This window comes from Bacillus sp. NPDC093026, from assembly GCF_044754665.1.
Classification (GTDB): Bacteria; Bacillota; Bacilli; order Bacillales; family Bacillaceae; genus Bacillus; species Bacillus maqinnsis.
On record NZ_JBIVPN010000005.1, the window covers coordinates 21,589 to 36,958 of the forward strand.

Here is a 15,370-nt window from a genome sequence, read left to right on the forward strand (position 1 = left end):
AGGAAGAACACGAACTCTTCCACAGGCTGATGACATAATGAAATTGATGGTTTAATTGATTTTTAAATACAAGCAACATATTCTTCAGCCTCCTTTACGTTTTTATTTACTTTGTAAGTATATCCAGCAAGCGCCATTTTGTAAACCAGTTTTTAGGAATTTAGATGATTTTTGTGTTTTTCACTAATCGGCCTTGTTCGTTCATCCAAGTCAATTTAAAAAGCCCCCTCATCATGAGGAGACTTTTTTATAAATCTTCGTCAAGTTCTTGAAGTTTCTTTTGATAAAATAAAGCCCGTTTCACACAAACAAAAGCAGCGAATAGGAATACACAATCTACTCCTATCATCAGCATTTTTGAAAATGCTTCTACGTGTTGGTTTGGCAATATGGTACCAATATATATAAAGGTACTGACAGCAAGCAAAATAAAAGCGTATTGCTTGTAATCTGTCATTAAACCATACCACTTTTTCTTCACTTGTTTCACCTTCCATGTTCAATGTCTATTGATAGCTTAACATAGTAAGAGAAAGTGAAGTGCATGTAAATCTATCCATTCATTAGAACGTTTAGCCCTTGCTCTAAGTCATGTAATAAGTCATCAATATCTTCAATTCCAACCGAAATACGAATTAAACCATCTGTAATGCCAAGCTCTTCTCGTCTTTCTTTAGGGATAGATGCATGTGTCATACGTGCTGGGACAGAAATTAAGCTTTCAACAGCTCCAAGGCTTTCAGCAATCGTAAACAACTTGAGTTGACTTAAAAACACATCCACATTTTCTTCTTTCCCAATATCAAAAGAGATCATGCCGCCGAAGCCTGTCGCTTGTGTTTTCGCCAGCTCGTGCTCTGGGTGAGCTGGCAGTCCTGGATAATAGACACGTGTTATCGCTGGATGCTTCTCTAAATATTCGGCTATCTTTTGCGCATTTTGTTGATGCGCCTCCATTCTCAGACCTAGTGTTTTCATCCCTCTCATTAAAAGCCATGAATCTTGAGGACCTAGAATACCGCCTGTTGAATTTTGAACGAAATGTAGTTCTTCTCCAAGCTCTTTTGTCGCTGTCACGACAAGTCCGCCTACAACATCACTGTGACCTCCTAAATATTTTGTAGCACTATGCAACACAATGTCGGCACCATATTCAATCGGCTTTTGGAAGTAAGGCGTGAAGAAGGTGTTATCTACAATCATCAGAATATTGGCTTCTTTTGTCATTTGACCAATCGCTTGTAAATCTGTCATTTTTAATAAAGGATTGGTCGGTGTTTCAATGTATACAGCCTTCGTCTGAGGCAAAATGGCATTTTTGACTGCTTCAGGATGACTTGTATCAACAAATGTTGCATCAATCCCAATGCGGTTTAGTACCTTGGTGATGACTCGATAGGTACCGCCGTATACGTCGTCTGTAAGCACAATATGATCTCCGCTGTTAAATAACATCATGACAGCTGTAATAGCAGCCATCCCTGAACCGAATGCGTAGCCACTTGCTCCTCCTTCAAGATCACGAATGACTGTTTCAAGTGCAGTTCTCGTTGGATTCGCTGTTCTGGAATATTCATAACCTGTATGTTCTCCAGCTTTCGGCTGCTTATAGGTGCTCACTTGATAAATTGGTACAGACACTGCGCCTGTTTTTTCATCTCCTGTTGTTCCCCCATGGATCATCATCGTTTTCGGTTTCATTTTATTTTCCTCCCTCATAAATTCCTTTACTTAAATATCGATCACTGCTATCTGGAAAAACGGTTACAATCACTGTCCCAGGTACTGCCTTTTTGGCTTCCTCCAGTGCTGCAAATAAAGCGGCTCCAGATGAGCTTCCTAGTAGAATCCCCTCTTTCTCCGCTGCTTCCTTCACCATACGGAAAGCATCATCATCACTGACGGTATAAATCTGATCAAATAAAGCCGTGTCCATATAATCTGGTATAAATTCAAGACCAATTCCTTCTGTCCTGTGCGGCCCAGGCTCTCCCCCATTTAAAATAGATCCTTCTGGTTCAACCACGACCGTTTTTAATGCATGATTTTGCTCTTTTAAATATGCGGCACATCCTTGGAAGGTTCCTCCAGAACCTGCTCCTGCAACGAAGATGTCTATTTTTCCATGTAATTCAGTCCAAAGTTCAGGGCCAAGTGTTTTATAGTAAGTCAATGGATTTACTTGGTTTTTAAATTGTAAAACGCAATAAGCATTGTCAAGGCTTGCCTCTAACTCAAGTGCTTTATTTATTGCACCTTTCATTCCCTCTTTTCTTGGTGTATGAATAATCTCTGCACCAAGCGCCTTCATAATTTGTTGTTTTTCTTGACTAAAGTGTTCTGGTACACAGAAAATAGTCCGCAATTGATATTTTCTTGCACTTAATGCAAGCCCAATCCCAGTATTTCCTGCAGTTGCTTCAATCACGGTCCCTCCTGGGCGAAGTTGACCAGACGCAAATGCTTCTTTGATCAGCATTTCCCCTAATCGATCTTTAATACTTCCACCTGGATTCATCATTTCAAGCTTCGCATACACTTCAACACCTTCTGGTACGCCAATACTTGACAGCTTTAGAAGTGGTGTTTGACCAATTAATTCAGTGATATCCTTAATGACAACCATCATTTTTCCCTTCCTTTACGTGGAAAAGAAGGGGGAAACCCTTCTTTTTATTGTGTTTGCTTTATCATACGCAGGACAAGGTCTGTTGAGTGAATCGCTGCTTGCTCTAGAAATTGATCAAAGGAAACATTCGATTCTTTCCCAGCAATATCCGATAGCGCTCGAACGACAACAAATGGTGTTCCAAACAGCTCGCATACTTGCGCAACTGCTGCTGCCTCCATTTCAACCGCATATAACTCTGGGAACTTCTCTCTCACAAACGCTACACGTCCTGGGTCATTCATAAACGAATCTCCTGTTGCGATCGTTCCTTTCACTACTTGAATATGATCAATCTCAGAAGCTGATTCCTCTGCTAATCTCACAAGTTTTTCATCTGCGACAAAAGCAGCTGGTAAACCTGGCACTTGTCCATATTCATAATCAAAGATCGTCACATCCACATCATGATGTCTCACATCAGTAGATATGACAATATCCCCTACATTTAAAGAGTGATGGAAACCGCCAGCAGAACCTGTATTGATTACATAATCTGGCTGAAAGCGATCAAGCAAGAGAGTTGTGCTGACAGCAGCATTCACTTTTCCAATCCCTGATTTTAATAAAATCACTTCTTTATTTTCATAAGTCCCTGTTGTAAATTCACACCCAGCAATGTTTTCTTGTGAGGCATTCTTTAATTGATCTCTTAAAATGGTTACTTCTTCTTCCATTGCACCTATTACTGCGATTTTCAAATCAAAAACATCCCTTCATTCCCATTTCTTCGCCACTACGATCCAAACAAAGTCATTCATCTGCTGAAAGGATGTGCTAAAACCTTCTTCTTCAAAGATTTGCTTTAGCACATCAATGGATGGATAATATTCCGTTTCTAAATCCTCTGCAAGCTGGTCAAATCCAGCGGCTTTTGCTTTTTCAATTTCAGCATGATGTGCTGCTTGATTTTGAAACATTGTATCAGCAAAGACTATTTTACCATCTGAGTGAAGGATGTTGCTATAGATGTGAATGGCTTGTTTTTTTTCTTCGTCCGTTAAATGGTGGAAAGCATATGAGCTGACGATCGTATCCGGCTTAAAAGGAGGCTCCGGAAACGTTAAAAAATCACCATCGTGTACATTTGGCACTCCTTTTTGTAGAGCAGCTTCTCTCATCGCTTGTGATGGTTCAACACCAAAAACTTGTTTACCCGCTGCAAGCAGCGCATCCGTTAAATTACCTGTGCCACTTCCGAATTCAAGGACACATTTACCTGAGCGTTTGACAATTTCTTTTAAAATAGCTGGATAATGGCGAAAGACCTCTTCATACTGCTCATCATGGCCATTTACCGTGTCATCATAAGATGAAGCCCACTGATCAAATAAAGAAAGAAACTCACGTCCCATTTTCTTTACCTCCACTTTATCTATTTATTCCTATATGCATAGTATGCTTTATTCCGCGAACAGTTTTTATCCTACCACATCTTCTGCTTCTTTCCTACTAAAAAATACTGGGAAGGGGTAGAAAAATGATTGCACTTTTGAAATAGAGAGATTATGATGAGCCTAAAGCATGAAGGGGTGAATTTGATGGATTTTCAACTGGATTTTCTAAAGGATAAAATTGAATTTTTTGAAGCAACTTCCTTAAAAGAACTCGAACAAAACATCCAAAAACAAATTGAACATAATCAGGCTATTCTGCTGACAGTCCATTCAGTGAGTCACCAAACAACTGTCATAGATGACCGTCTTTTATATACAGCCGTTGTTCATTTTAAAGCCAATGTCTAATGAAAAAAAGATAGTATGACTATCTATTCAACGTGTAGACAAACCCTCGCATTCGTTGTTATCTGTGCGCTGGTGCTCACGAATATTTCATTCGCTCCGCATAAATAGCTTAGGTCTTCCTGACTTCAAGGGTTTTCAATTCACGATGAAAAAATGACAAAGGGCTAAAATAAAAACCATTTAGCCCTTTGTGGTTATTTTAATTTTTCAACCTTTACAGGTTTCCAGCCTTTTTCATCAACCCATGTCATTTCCACACGGTAGCGCTGACCTGTCGATTTATCTCGGATGGTTCCTTTTGCATCTTGAGGTCCACCATTGTTACCTAACCAAATAACAGTCATTTGATCCTCTGGAATACCCGTTGCATATGACATGGCTTTCAGCATTTCCTTCCAGTCTTCTGACTTGGAATCGTAGGTAGCAGTATGTGAACCAGTTTGCTCTGTACCTATAGGTTTCCAGTCATCATTTTCATATGTTTTGTCCACATCACTGATTTTCCCGCCGTCTGTCTCTTTGGCGTCTTTTAACGCATCTTTGTTTGGCTGATCTTCATCATCATTGGTTATCTTCGTATCGTCGTCTTGGTCAGATGAATCTTCTTTTTTTGCATCTGAATCATCAGATTTGTCTTTGTTTTGATCTTTTACATCTTCATCTGTTGTCTGTTTATTATCACTCGATGCAGGTGCCGTTTTTGATGGTTCATTCGCTACATCTGTATCTTTCGGTTTATTAAAAATTAACAAACTCGATGCGACAACTAAAATAAGCACGACAACTATACCAATTAATATGTTAAGCACCATATTCGCCTTTCTGCGCTTATCACGATGTTCAAATCGAGAGTTTCTACTCAAAATCTCTGCACTCCTTTGCCTCTGTTCCCTAAGTCGTTACTATTCTAACATGACATGAAGGGATGTTCTATGTCTGTTTCTTTTCAATTTCATTGACCTTTTTTACAATATCATAAAACGCATCATTTGTCTTAGCCCGGCCACTTGTCTCATCTAGATGGACCACAACGAGAGCATATTTGGGTTTTTCCATTGGAAAGTATCCTGCAAACCATTTATGGTAGAGCGTATTCCCTTTTTTATCTTTACTGCCGGTTTGGGAAGTGCCTGATTTCCCCGCAACTTTAAATGGCAAATCTTGAAATCTTCTTCCTGTGCCTTTTTCATCTGTCACCACCTGCCTTAAATATCGCTGCAATTTTTGCGCGGTATAACGGTCAATATTCTCACCTTGTGCTCGTTTATTTTGAAAGGAAAGCATGGTCGTTCCATTTTGATAAAGGACTTTATCTGCAATTCTCACTTCTCTTCGTTCGCCGCCCCTTGCAATAGTTGCCATCATGTTGGCTATTTGAAGAGGGGTCGTTTTGACATTTTTTTGTCCAATCGCTGTTTGTGCAATCGCCTTTTTGACATGCTTGTCTCTTTTATCTCCCCAGACGTTGCCCGTCTCTTCTCGATCAAATTGTTTGAACTGCTCCTTGTGGTAAACATCACCTTCCCAGCCAACACGATCAATGAGCCCAAGTTTCGTAGCTGTCTGCTCGATGATTTGTGGATCGGTTTGAATCATCTTGTCAGCTAGTGTCGCAAAGGTATAGTTACAGCTTTGCGCAAAGCTTTCGGACAGGTTCAGCACGGCCTGTTTTCCCTCTGGCTCTCCATATAAATTCTTTCGACAGTCATACATGGTATGAGGCTTGTCAAGGTTTTTTTCTATGGCAGCGGCAAGCACGGCTGTTTTAAAAACGGAACCTGGTGAAAATGCCGTAAGCATGTAATTCCTCGCCTTGTGCCGATTCTTGCTTGTGACACTTGGCACACTCGCCATGGCCAGCACACTGCTATTTTGAATATCTAAGAGAACAGCCCCGCCTTTTTTCACTCCTTGTTCTTTAAGAATAGTCTCCATTTCAACTTGCATCTCTTCGTCCATTGTTGTCTGCACCTGAAGCGGATAAAAGGAATTGGCTTCTGCTGTATATTTGACGTCCATCCCAAACAAAGGGTTTCCCTTGCCGTCCACATGATATAACAATTTTGTGTCTTGTTCAGGCAATAAAAATTCATCAAACGTACTTTCCAGACCAAACGTACCAATTTCAGTTCGAATCGAGAGCTCCTTTTTATCTGGATAACGTTTTCTGAGCAATTCTGGATTCTCGCTTGTGAACCCTAATGTCTGAAGTGCAAGCCTTTTTTTGTCTTTCTCTTTCATATATACGCCGTAGACGCCTGAATATTTCATATCATTGATATCTTTCAGCTTTTTTTTCGTGATGTCGTCTTTTAATATGAGAGGCTTTTTGGTTTTTGATAGCTTCCTTTTGAGTTCTTCTGGTTCCATATGGAGAATAGAAGCGGTTTGTTTTAAATGAGGGAGATCGTATTGCAGAAAAGGAAATAAGATGACCGCTGGCTGTTCTTTTGTGAGAAGCCGCTTTCCATTTCGGTCTAAAAACTCACCTCGTCCATCTGAAATGACCACTTCTTCTGTTCGTTGTCTGACACTTTCTTGAATTAAATTGATGTCAAGCTTTGAGAAGGATTCTGTGAAAAACAGCTGTATTTCTGCCAGTCTCGCTAAAAGACCGAGCAATAAAATAAAAATAATGGCTCCTGTCCATTGAATTCGTCTTTTTTTACGCATAAAAACACCTCATCCCTATTGTGGACGAGGTGTTTATCGTGTAAACGTATTTATGAAATTTTCACAATTTGTACGAACATTTCGCCGCCTGGTGTTTGAACGGTTACTTTGTCATCTACTTTTTTGCCTAACAAGCTTTTCGCAATTGGTGAATCGTTTGAAATTTTTCCTTCAAACGGATCAGCCTCTGCACTTCCAACAATGGTGTAAGACTCTTCTTCTCCGTCTGGTAATTCAACGAATGTGACTGTTTTACCAAGAGAGACGACATTTGAATTGCCTTCATGTTCAATTATTTTTGCATTACGAATCATGTTATCAAGCGTTGTAATACGACCTTCTACAAACGCTTGCTCTTCTTTTGCTGAATCATATTCTGAGTTTTCAGAGAGGTCTCCAAAGCTTCTAGCGATTTTAATTCGCTCGACAACCTCTTTACGTTTAACCGTTTTCAAATATTCAAGCTCTTCTTCTAATTTACGCTTTCCTTCTTCTGTCATTGGAAATACTTTCTCTTGTGCCATGAATCATTCACTCCTTCTATTAATCCTCAACATACAAGCTTCTGTATGTGAGTGACGACTGAAATATACAAGAATGAGGACATGTTCAGGCCCTCATTCTTTCTGTCCCATATTCGTAAAAGTCCATCTTACATGGCAACCCGATTAGATGCAACTATTATGCCTTTTTTAAGCCAAGGAAAGAAGCGATCTAATCATGGGCTATCTTCATCGCACAAACTGTGGAAAGGCACAGGAAGCTCCTGTACCTAGTTCGGCCATTTCGATCCTATGCAAACGGAAGAATGACTTATCCATTCTTCATCATCCAATACATAATATGGTCAGTGTACGATATGTCTATGCTATATTATTACAAAATTTCATTTTGATCAAGAATTGTTTGAAAATTTGTGATGATTTGTTGTCGTTTTTTTAATATACTTTTAAAAAAGTCGAAAACTTCATCTATCTGCGTTCTATCGTATCTTTTTTATTTTACTTTCCCTTCATTGTTTTCCTATCATATCAAAACTCTCATACAATCTTTCTTTTAAAGAAAAATATTGGATGTTGTCGAATTCTTATGATGTAAGACCAAATACATGTCAAGGAGTTTTGAATGAAAATAAAGAAAACAATGGTTTCCGTTTTATTCGTCTCTAGCTTATCTTTTTCACGAATGGGTATGGCATCTACCTAAGAAACACATGCTTTTGCAACGAATAACAAGTATTCCGAGCTTCAAACATCTAGTGTAATATCAATTCAAAATTATAACTTATCTTTAAAAGTGGGTGAGCGTTAATCCATTTCTGACAGTGCAGCTACACGCTATTGGACAGATAATCAAGGGGTAGCTTCTGTTAGCTTTAATGGAGTGGTGACGGCTCATTCACCAGGAAAAGCCACAATCACTCTTTATAAAGGAACTTCTGTTTTCGGACAAGTCTTCGTGACTGTCTGATGATGTCGCTTGAAAAGAAGACAAAGGGCTAAAATAAAAACCACTTTAGCCCTTCTGTCAACAATCTAGATCTTTACGATGTTAAGGTCTTTTTTACTACAATGTTTATTCTCCCCGGTTCTGGAGGATCGTCTGAATCTTTGTGACCATCAAATCAATTGCCACATGATTTTGACCGCCTTCTGGGATAATGATATCAGCGTAACGTTTTGTTGGTTCAATGAATTGATTATGCATCGGTCTTACGACAGACACATATTGTTCAATTACTGAATCAATGGAGCGGCCTCTTTCTTTCATATCTCGTAAAATACGTCGAATGATCCGAAGGTCTGCATCTGTATCAACATACAGTTTCATATCCATCAAATTTCTTAAACGTTCATCTTCAAGAGCAAAGATGCCTTCAACGATGATGACATCCTTTGGTTCAACATACACCGTTTCTTCTGAGCGTGTATATAGCTTAAAATCGTAAATTGGTTTTTCGATTGGTTCGTATCTTAATAGCTGTTCCAAATGCTCAATCATGAGGTCATTATCAAATGCAAGCGGATGATCATAGTTCGTGAGCAGGCGCTCTTCAAATGGCATATGACTTTGATTTTTATAATATAAATCTTGCTGGAGCATGAGGATGGAATGTCCTTTGAATTTTTCATAGATAGAATTTGTGACACTCGTTTTACCTGAACCCGAGCCGCCCGCTATTCCAATCACCACTGGTTTTCTCCCCATGGACCTGTTATTTCCCCTTTCTCATCATGTTGCTAGGGTAAACTTTTTGATCAAGCTTAAATTTCACGATTTGTAGCGGGTGACGGGCGGCATCAAGCTCATTCCCTTTTTCATCCCAAATTTTATCAATTTTGCATGTGAAGTTCTCAATTTCCGGTCCGAAGAATTCAACTTCATCTCCAGCTTTAAAGAAGTTACGCTGCTGCAATGTCACGATTTGTTCTTTTTCATCATAATGAAGAACAAGTCCTACGAAATCAAATGTTGTTTTCTTCCCATGAACGCCAAACATTTGTTCATCCGTTCCTGGTACTCCCTCAAAAAAGGCAGGGGCCGTGTCACGATTTGCACATTTATCTAATTCATCTAACCATTCTTGCTGGATGACAAAATTGTCGGGGTCCGCACAATATGCATCGATCACTTTACGATACACGCTGACAACGGTTGCCACATAATGAATAGATTTCATTCGTCCTTCAATTTTTAAGCTATCAATACCCATTTCAATCATTTGTGGAATCGATTCTACAAGCTTTAAATCTTTTGGACTCATCGCAAAAGGTGCATCTTCTTCACCAAATAATGGCTTTTCCTCTGAACCATCGAGCTTATACAAATCATAGTCCCAGCGGCAAGATTGACAGCAGCCTCCGCGGTTGGAGTCTCTAGCTGTCATATGGTTACTAAGCACACAGCGTCCAGAATAGGCAATACACATCGCGCCATGAATGAAAGTTTCGATTTCAATATCTACCTTTTCTTTCATTTCTTTAATTTCTAACGCGCTTGTTTCACGTGCAAGCACTACACGCTCCAGTCCCTCTTCCTTCCAGAACTGAACGGCTTTCCAATTTGAAAGAGATTGCTGCGTACTTAAATGTACTTCTAGTTTAGGTGCTACTCGTTTGCACGTTTCGATAATTAGCGGGTCGGCTACGATAATGCCTGCTACACCAGCACCTTCAATCGCTTGGAGATATTCTTCAAGGCCGTCCATATTCTCATTGTGAGCAAAAATATTCGTTGTCACATAGATTCGTGCGCCATATTTGTTCGCAAACGCAACGCCTTCTGCCATTTCTTCAATTGAAAAGTTATCTGCATTTGAGCGAAGACCGAATTCTTTTCCACCAATGAATACGGCATCTGCTCCATAATGTACAGCAATTTTCAGCTTTTCCAGGTTACCTGCTGGTGCAAGTAATTCTGGTTTTTTTGTAATGACACGTTTTCCATTGATCATTTCAGAAATTCCATCTTTTAAAAGTGCCATATTCTCTGCCTCCTTTTGTTTTAATAAACCGTTTCTTTAAAGAAGAATCCTGTGTCAATGGAACGATTGACAGGTTGAATTTCTTCAATGCGCTTGACCCAATCCTCTTTTTGATTTTCATAAGCTTCTTTATCTACCATCAGCAGGTCAATTGCTTTTCTGTAAAGTGAGGTCACCTCTGTCATGTAAGAAAGTGACTTTAAAATTCCGTCAATTTTAAATGAATCAATTCCTGCGTCAACAAACTCTTCTAATTCATCAATCATACAAACATCATTAGGACTCATGATATGCGTGCCGTTTTTATCCTCAAATATAGGATATTTGTTTTGACGCTCTTGATCATGGAGGAATAGACCTTCTTCCATATCTCTTCCTTCAATGTCCATCTGCTTGCCTTGATACTCATAGTAATTACCGATTAGCGTACGTTTTGATTGGAACATACAGGTCATGCCATGTACTTGAATTTCGATCTCAACATCAGCGTTTTCCTTAATCTCAATCACACTGTCCATATTGAGTTCTTTAGCTAGAACTGCTCGGGTTGCACCTTTTCTGCCCCAGTAGTTACAAGTGAAATAGTTTGTTCCGGTTGTTTCTGTGCTCCAGTGAAGATTCAGGCTGACACCTGCTTCCTTCGCAACCATGATCACTGCTGGGTCACCGAAGACCACACCGTCTACTTTTAATGCATCGAGAAATGTTAAATAATCTTCAAGCAGTGGAACACGGTCATTATGAAAAATAGCATTCATTGCCACATAGACTTTTTTGTCGTGTGCATGTGCAAGGTGAACGGCCTGTTTCACATCTTCTCTTGAAAATTCGCCTGCAAGACGAATACCATATGTTTGTTCACCTATTAAAAATGCGTCAGCTCCCGCCTCGATTAGTGGCAGTATATCTGATACTTTCCTTGGCGTCACAAGTAATTCTGGTTTTTTCATGATTGGTCACCTCTTTTTGTACTAATGGCTATCCCATCTCCAACCGGTATGATACAAGTTTGAAAATGAGGATTTGACATAAGCCACTGATTATATCGATCAATCTTTCCAATTAATTGTTTTTTGCGTTTATCTTCTACCTCTTCTTCATAATTTGTCGCCACTAAGCCTTTAAATAATACATTGTCTGTGATGATCATTCCACCATCAGCCAGCATGGGCTCAAACAATTCAAAAAAGCGTTTATACTGTCCTTTTGCAGCATCAATGAAAATCACATCATATGGCGCCATTGTTTGAACAGTTTCTGCCGATTCAATGGCATCACCAAAGAACACATGTATTCTTTCTTTTAACTGTAATTCCTCAATATTGCGTGTCGCTTCTTCATACCGTTTCTGATTTCGTTCAATGGTGTAAATGTCAGCATCAGGTAGAGCCGTAGCCATCCTGATAGCCGAATAACCAATCGCTGTTCCAACTTCGAGAATTTTCTTAGGCTTTTTCATTGAAAGGAGCTGCAGTAAAAACTCAATGCTCACCTTTTCCATAATCGGAACATGATTCACTTTGGCGTATGCTTCTAATTGCACTATTTCATCAGGACCTGGCGGAATTAAATTTTCAATATAATTATTTATTCGATCATCTTCGATTGTCATTATATGTCTAGCTCCTTCATGACCTTAGAAAGAAGAGTCCTGCCTTTTTGCAACTCCCTTTCTCGTCAATCTTTCGTTCGTCTAAGTAAAAACAACCCGATACATTTTACCATAAAGAAGTGGTAATTGCGAACCAATAAATTGGATGACTCAACGAAAAAAACTGCAGCCAATCTGTCAGTTGTCTACAGTCTTTTTCTCTCACAAGTTAATTGCTGCCTGTGATGTATTTTGCTTTGGCTTTGTTATGCTCATTCAGCGTTTTGGTAAAGACGACTTCTCCATTTTTCTTCGCTAGGAAGTAAACAAAATCTGTTTTCTCTGGATGTAATGCTGCTTTCCAAGAAGATTCCCCAGCATTTGCAATTGGTCCAGGTGGCAGCCCTTTGTTTACATACGTATTGTAAGGTGATTTCACTTTCAGGTCTTTGTACAGGACGCGAGATTTATGTTTACCGAGCGCATAAAGAACGGTTGGATCTGTTTGTAGCGGCATGTCCTTTTTTAATCGGTTATAAAAAACACTTGAAATTTTTGCTCGATCCGTCTTTTCGGTAGCTTCCATTTCAATTAAAGACGCCATTGTCAGAACATCGTGAATGGACATGTTTCTCTTTTTCATATCTTTTTCATGCATTTTCACGTATTGATCCGTTTGTTTAATCATTGTTTCAATGATGCTTTCCAATGGTTCATCTTCACGATAAAACGGATACGTAGCAGGAAATAAATACCCCTCTAATGGATGTTTGATATTTTTCTGCTCAACTTTTGATGTCACAGTCTTCGGGTATTTTTTCATGAGTTTTTTGATAAAAGCTGGATCATCCAACTTTGCTACAACTTCCTTTGCTGAATAGTTCGTTTGGTTGGCAATAATCGTTGCAATATCAGACAACTGTTTTCCTTCTGGAACCACAAGCTGAAAGGCGTAATCTGTTCCGCCAGAAGTCAATTTTTGGATAAGCTGATCTACATCCATTGTTTGTTTCAAATGAAAGTATCCTGCTTGAAAGCCGGTAGCTTTTTTGTATTTTGCAGAGTAAGTAAAAATAGTCTCATTCGAAATAAGCCCTTTTTCTTTCAAAATGCCGGCAATCTCTCGAACAGATGTACCGTTTGGGATATGGATATTAATCGTTTGTTTGCTTTTTTGATCGACCGGTCCGAGCGCTGATTGAACATATAAAAAGCTTGATAATGTCGTAATGATGATCACAGCAAGCACAGATAACAGGGCGATCCCCATTTTTCTTTTAAAAAATGGTGGTTTCTTTTGTTCTGAAAACATGCATGGCCCTCCTCACATCTAGCCTTTATACTACATGATTCGACGGAGTTCGGCAATGACTTGCTCATACATCAGTTTAGAGAACTTCACATAATACCGCTAAACCAACACCACCGCCACTCTTTTTCAAACATTCTCATATACCGATCTTCAACAATGACTATAGCTGCCTCACTTAAGATGAGCTTCTCTACACATTCTGCATGAGACCATCTCGGATCAAGCGGAATGGCTGTCCACCCTGCTGAAGCAGCTCCAGCAAATATTTGAAGAAAAGACACACCATTCGATATTAAAAAAGCGACTCTTCTTTGCTGATGAGTTACTTTTTTCAACCACTGTGCTGATTTCTGAACAAGCTCATACCATTCTCTATAAGTCATGCTTTCTTTCTCATTGATGATAGCCATTTGATCAGGTCTAGTCTCTGCATAACTTGCATACGTTTCAGTTACAAGTGTCAAATTGCTCGTCCTCCTTTATGTATTTCCCTTTTGCGATAAGACATCGCTTGGATGATTTTGACCGTGAAAACGGAACAAATGCCAGCTTTGATTAAATCGCCAGGTACATAAATCATACTCAGTAATGCTGCTTGTTTTACTTCTATATGCATCATCATTGCTTGAAAAGGAACACCGCATATATACAAAATACCAATACTGCATAACGCATACACAGCAAATAGACGTAATGCGGTCATTTTTTTCAGGCGATTCAGCCACCAACTGATCACAAAGGCAGCAATTGGATAGGCAAGTAAAAAACCGCCACTTGGTCCAAAAAAGACCCCAATTCCACCTCTTCCTCCTGACAAAAGCGGTGCACCCGCTGCCACAATTAGAAGAAAAAGAAGTAAACTCATCCATGCTTGTTTTGGCTTTAACAACCCGCCAGCTAGCAGCAAACCAGCCGTTTGTAATGTGATTGGAACCGGTGTAAAGGTGAAGAAAATAGGCGGGATTAAACCTAAAATACCCATAATAGCTGTCATGAGTGCGATTTGCATCATTTCTTGAATTTTTAACATACATGCCCCTCACTCTATTTATATATAGAAATAAGAGTAAAAGTTCTTCTCATATATGTCAACTTAAAAAATAATTAGGTTAACATAATGTATATAAAAAGACCTGTGATTGAGATCTCGGATCATGATCACAGGTTTTTTTTATTTCTACTCTTCGTCCTCTTCTTGATCTAAGAACGTATTTAACGTTTCTTCAATCATGTCCCACTCTTCATCTGTTTCAATCGGCTCAAGTTCCCCATCTTCCCCATTTTCATTAGGTGTGAAGCTTGATGCATGAATTTCAATTTCTTCATTGTCTTGCTCAGAGATTGGGTAGTAAAGAACATATGATTTGTTGAAATGGTCACTTTCAAAAGTAAATAATATTTCGCAAAGCTGTTCATTTCCATTATCATCAACGATTGTAATTTGTTTTTCTCCGTGTTCCATTTGATTCACCTCATTTTAATTTAAGCTGTCTAAATACCCTTGCAGGATCATCACAGCCGCCATTTTATCAATGACTTTTTTACGCTTTTGTCTGCTCACATCGGCAGAGATGAGCATTTTTTCCGCTGCCATCGTCGACAGACGCTCGTCCCAAAGCACAACAGGAACATTGTACGTGTTTTCCAGCACTTTCGCAAATGATTGGCTGGCCTCGCCTCTTGGACCGACCGTACCGTTCATATTCTTCGGAAAGCCAAGCACAATTTGATCAGTTCCGTATTGCGCAATGATGTCAGACAGGCGGCTTAGACCAAAGTCTCCGCCTGCTTCATCAATTTTAATTGTTTCAATTCCTTGAGCTGTCCATCCCATTTCATCACTTATGGCAACACCAAGGGTTTTCGTGCCTAAATCTAAGCCTAAAATTCTCATGTT

19 protein-coding genes are annotated in these 15,370 nt (G+C 39.3%); 2 read left to right on the plus strand and 17 right to left on the minus strand.

Annotation, left to right across the window (positions count from 1 at the left end):
- Positions 1-247: 247 nt before the first annotated feature.
- The 5 genes from ACIQCE_RS12055 to ACIQCE_RS12075 all read right to left on the minus strand — a co-directional run bounded on the left by ACIQCE_RS12055 (position 248) and on the right by ACIQCE_RS12075 (position 4,023).
- Positions 248-481, minus strand: coding sequence for a YrhC family protein (locus tag ACIQCE_RS12055; RefSeq protein WP_353855135.1), 234 nt, complete (start codon positions 479-481; stop codon positions 248-250).
- Positions 482-552: 71 nt separating this feature from the next.
- Positions 553-1,701 (minus strand): bifunctional cystathionine gamma-lyase/homocysteine desulfhydrase, encoded by a 1,149-nt coding sequence (locus tag ACIQCE_RS12060; protein WP_400495201.1) that lies wholly within the window; start codon positions 1,699-1,701, stop codon positions 553-555.
- A gap of 1 nt (position 1,702) precedes the next feature.
- Positions 1,703-2,626, minus strand: a complete 924-nt coding sequence (locus ACIQCE_RS12065; RefSeq protein WP_400495336.1) for a PLP-dependent cysteine synthase family protein — start codon at positions 2,624-2,626, stop codon at positions 1,703-1,705.
- Between the two features lie 47 nt (positions 2,627-2,673).
- Positions 2,674-3,369, minus strand: a complete 696-nt coding sequence (mtnN, locus tag ACIQCE_RS12070; RefSeq protein WP_400495202.1) for a 5'-methylthioadenosine/S-adenosylhomocysteine nucleosidase — start codon at positions 3,367-3,369, stop codon at positions 2,674-2,676.
- 15 nt (positions 3,370-3,384) lie between these two features.
- Positions 3,385-4,023 (minus strand): class I SAM-dependent DNA methyltransferase, encoded by a 639-nt coding sequence (locus ACIQCE_RS12075; protein ID WP_400495203.1) that lies wholly within the window; start codon positions 4,021-4,023, stop codon positions 3,385-3,387.
- A gap of 186 nt (positions 4,024-4,209) precedes the next feature.
- Between ACIQCE_RS12075 and ACIQCE_RS12080 the strand changes: the two genes are divergently transcribed.
- The gene (locus tag ACIQCE_RS12080; protein WP_400495204.1) at positions 4,210-4,413 is read left to right on the plus strand and encodes a DUF2536 family protein; all 204 of its coding nucleotides are present in this window, start codon (positions 4,210-4,212) and stop codon (positions 4,411-4,413) included.
- A gap of 194 nt (positions 4,414-4,607) precedes the next feature.
- Here ACIQCE_RS12080 and ACIQCE_RS12085 read toward each other — a convergent pair whose 3' ends face one another.
- From ACIQCE_RS12085 to greA, 3 genes are all read right to left on the minus strand, one after another.
- On the minus strand, positions 4,608-5,276 hold the full coding sequence (locus tag ACIQCE_RS12085) for a DUF1510 family protein (RefSeq protein WP_400495205.1): 669 nt from the start codon (positions 5,274-5,276) through the stop codon (positions 4,608-4,610).
- A 67-nt stretch (positions 5,277-5,343) separates the two neighbouring features.
- A complete protein-coding gene (locus tag ACIQCE_RS12090; protein WP_400495206.1) occupies positions 5,344-7,086 on the minus strand; it encodes a peptidoglycan D,D-transpeptidase FtsI family protein in 1,743 nt (580 codons plus the stop codon).
- A 50-nt stretch (positions 7,087-7,136) separates the two neighbouring features.
- Complete coding sequence (gene greA, locus ACIQCE_RS12095; RefSeq protein ID WP_353855128.1) at positions 7,137-7,610, minus strand: transcription elongation factor GreA; 474 nt, start codon at positions 7,608-7,610, stop codon at positions 7,137-7,139.
- A 790-nt stretch (positions 7,611-8,400) separates the two neighbouring features.
- Between greA and ACIQCE_RS12100 the strand changes: the two genes are divergently transcribed.
- On the plus strand, positions 8,401-8,556 hold the full coding sequence (locus ACIQCE_RS12100; RefSeq protein ID WP_400495337.1) for an Ig-like domain-containing protein: 156 nt from the start codon (positions 8,401-8,403) through the stop codon (positions 8,554-8,556).
- A gap of 105 nt (positions 8,557-8,661) precedes the next feature.
- On the opposite strand, the gene udk is transcribed toward ACIQCE_RS12100, so the two are convergent.
- The 9 genes from udk to ruvX all read right to left on the minus strand — a co-directional run bounded on the left by udk (position 8,662) and on the right by ruvX (position 15,367).
- Positions 8,662-9,294, minus strand: coding sequence for a uridine kinase (gene udk, locus ACIQCE_RS12105; protein WP_400495207.1), 633 nt, complete (start codon positions 9,292-9,294; stop codon positions 8,662-8,664).
- Positions 9,295-9,301: 7 nt separating this feature from the next.
- On the minus strand, positions 9,302-10,570 hold the full coding sequence (locus ACIQCE_RS12110) for a peptidase U32 family protein (RefSeq protein ID WP_400495208.1): 1,269 nt from the start codon (positions 10,568-10,570) through the stop codon (positions 9,302-9,304).
- Positions 10,571-10,590: 20 nt separating this feature from the next.
- Positions 10,591-11,520 (minus strand): peptidase U32 family protein, encoded by a 930-nt coding sequence (locus tag ACIQCE_RS12115; protein ID WP_400495209.1) that lies wholly within the window; start codon positions 11,518-11,520, stop codon positions 10,591-10,593.
- Positions 11,517-12,182, minus strand: a complete 666-nt coding sequence (locus tag ACIQCE_RS12120) for an O-methyltransferase (RefSeq protein ID WP_400495210.1) — start codon at positions 12,180-12,182, stop codon at positions 11,517-11,519. Before ACIQCE_RS12120 ends, ACIQCE_RS12115 begins: the two co-directional genes overlap by 4 nt.
- A gap of 208 nt (positions 12,183-12,390) precedes the next feature.
- Positions 12,391-13,473 (minus strand): endolytic transglycosylase MltG, encoded by a 1,083-nt coding sequence (mltG, locus tag ACIQCE_RS12125; protein ID WP_400495211.1) that lies wholly within the window; start codon positions 13,471-13,473, stop codon positions 12,391-12,393.
- Between the two features lie 86 nt (positions 13,474-13,559).
- The gene (locus tag ACIQCE_RS12130; RefSeq protein WP_400495212.1) at positions 13,560-13,937 is read right to left on the minus strand and encodes an AMP-binding protein; all 378 of its coding nucleotides are present in this window, start codon (positions 13,935-13,937) and stop codon (positions 13,560-13,562) included.
- The gene (locus ACIQCE_RS12135; protein ID WP_400495213.1) at positions 13,934-14,503 is read right to left on the minus strand and encodes a biotin transporter BioY; all 570 of its coding nucleotides are present in this window, start codon (positions 14,501-14,503) and stop codon (positions 13,934-13,936) included. Before ACIQCE_RS12135 ends, ACIQCE_RS12130 begins: the two co-directional genes overlap by 4 nt.
- Before the next feature lie 147 nt (positions 14,504-14,650).
- Positions 14,651-14,935, minus strand: a complete 285-nt coding sequence (locus tag ACIQCE_RS12140; RefSeq protein WP_353855118.1) for a DUF1292 domain-containing protein — start codon at positions 14,933-14,935, stop codon at positions 14,651-14,653.
- 15 nt (positions 14,936-14,950) lie between these two features.
- A complete protein-coding gene (gene ruvX, locus ACIQCE_RS12145) occupies positions 14,951-15,367 on the minus strand; it encodes a Holliday junction resolvase RuvX (RefSeq protein ID WP_353855117.1) in 417 nt (138 codons plus the stop codon).
- Positions 15,368-15,370 lie beyond the last annotated feature (3 nt).

Bases quoted from the DNA above. Each gene is read 5' to 3' on its own strand.
- greA (WP_353855128.1), bottom strand. From the start codon at position 7,610: ATGGCACAAGAGAAAGTATTTCCAATGACAGAAGAAGGAAAGCGTAAA.
- ACIQCE_RS12115 (WP_400495209.1), bottom strand. From the start codon at position 11,520: ATGAAAAAACCAGAATTACTTGTGACGCCAAGGAAAGTATCAGATATA.
- ACIQCE_RS12140 (WP_353855118.1), bottom strand. From the start codon at position 14,935: ATGGAACACGGAGAAAAACAAATTACAATCGTTGATGATAATGGAAAT.
- ACIQCE_RS12110 (WP_400495208.1), bottom strand. From the start codon at position 10,570: ATGGCACTTTTAAAAGATGGAATTTCTGAAATGATCAATGGAAAACGT.
- ruvX (WP_353855117.1), bottom strand. From the start codon at position 15,367: ATGAGAATTTTAGGCTTAGATTTAGGCACGAAAACCCTTGGTGTTGCC.
- ACIQCE_RS12120 (WP_400495210.1), bottom strand. From the start codon at position 12,182: ATGACAATCGAAGATGATCGAATAAATAATTATATTGAAAATTTAATT.
- ACIQCE_RS12060 (WP_400495201.1), bottom strand. From the start codon at position 1,701: ATGAAACCGAAAACGATGATGATCCATGGGGGAACAACAGGAGATGAA.
- udk (WP_400495207.1), bottom strand. From the start codon at position 9,294: ATGGGGAGAAAACCAGTGGTGATTGGAATAGCGGGCGGCTCGGGTTCA.
- ACIQCE_RS12080 (WP_400495204.1), top strand. From the start codon at position 4,210: ATGGATTTTCAACTGGATTTTCTAAAGGATAAAATTGAATTTTTTGAA.
- mltG (WP_400495211.1), bottom strand. From the start codon at position 13,473: ATGTTTTCAGAACAAAAGAAACCACCATTTTTTAAAAGAAAAATGGGG.
- ACIQCE_RS12090 (WP_400495206.1), bottom strand. From the start codon at position 7,086: ATGCGTAAAAAAAGACGAATTCAATGGACAGGAGCCATTATTTTTATT.
- ACIQCE_RS12065 (WP_400495336.1), bottom strand. From the start codon at position 2,626: ATGGTTGTCATTAAGGATATCACTGAATTAATTGGTCAAACACCACTT.
- ACIQCE_RS12135 (WP_400495213.1), bottom strand. From the start codon at position 14,503: ATGTTAAAAATTCAAGAAATGATGCAAATCGCACTCATGACAGCTATT.
- ACIQCE_RS12075 (WP_400495203.1), bottom strand. From the start codon at position 4,023: ATGGGACGTGAGTTTCTTTCTTTATTTGATCAGTGGGCTTCATCTTAT.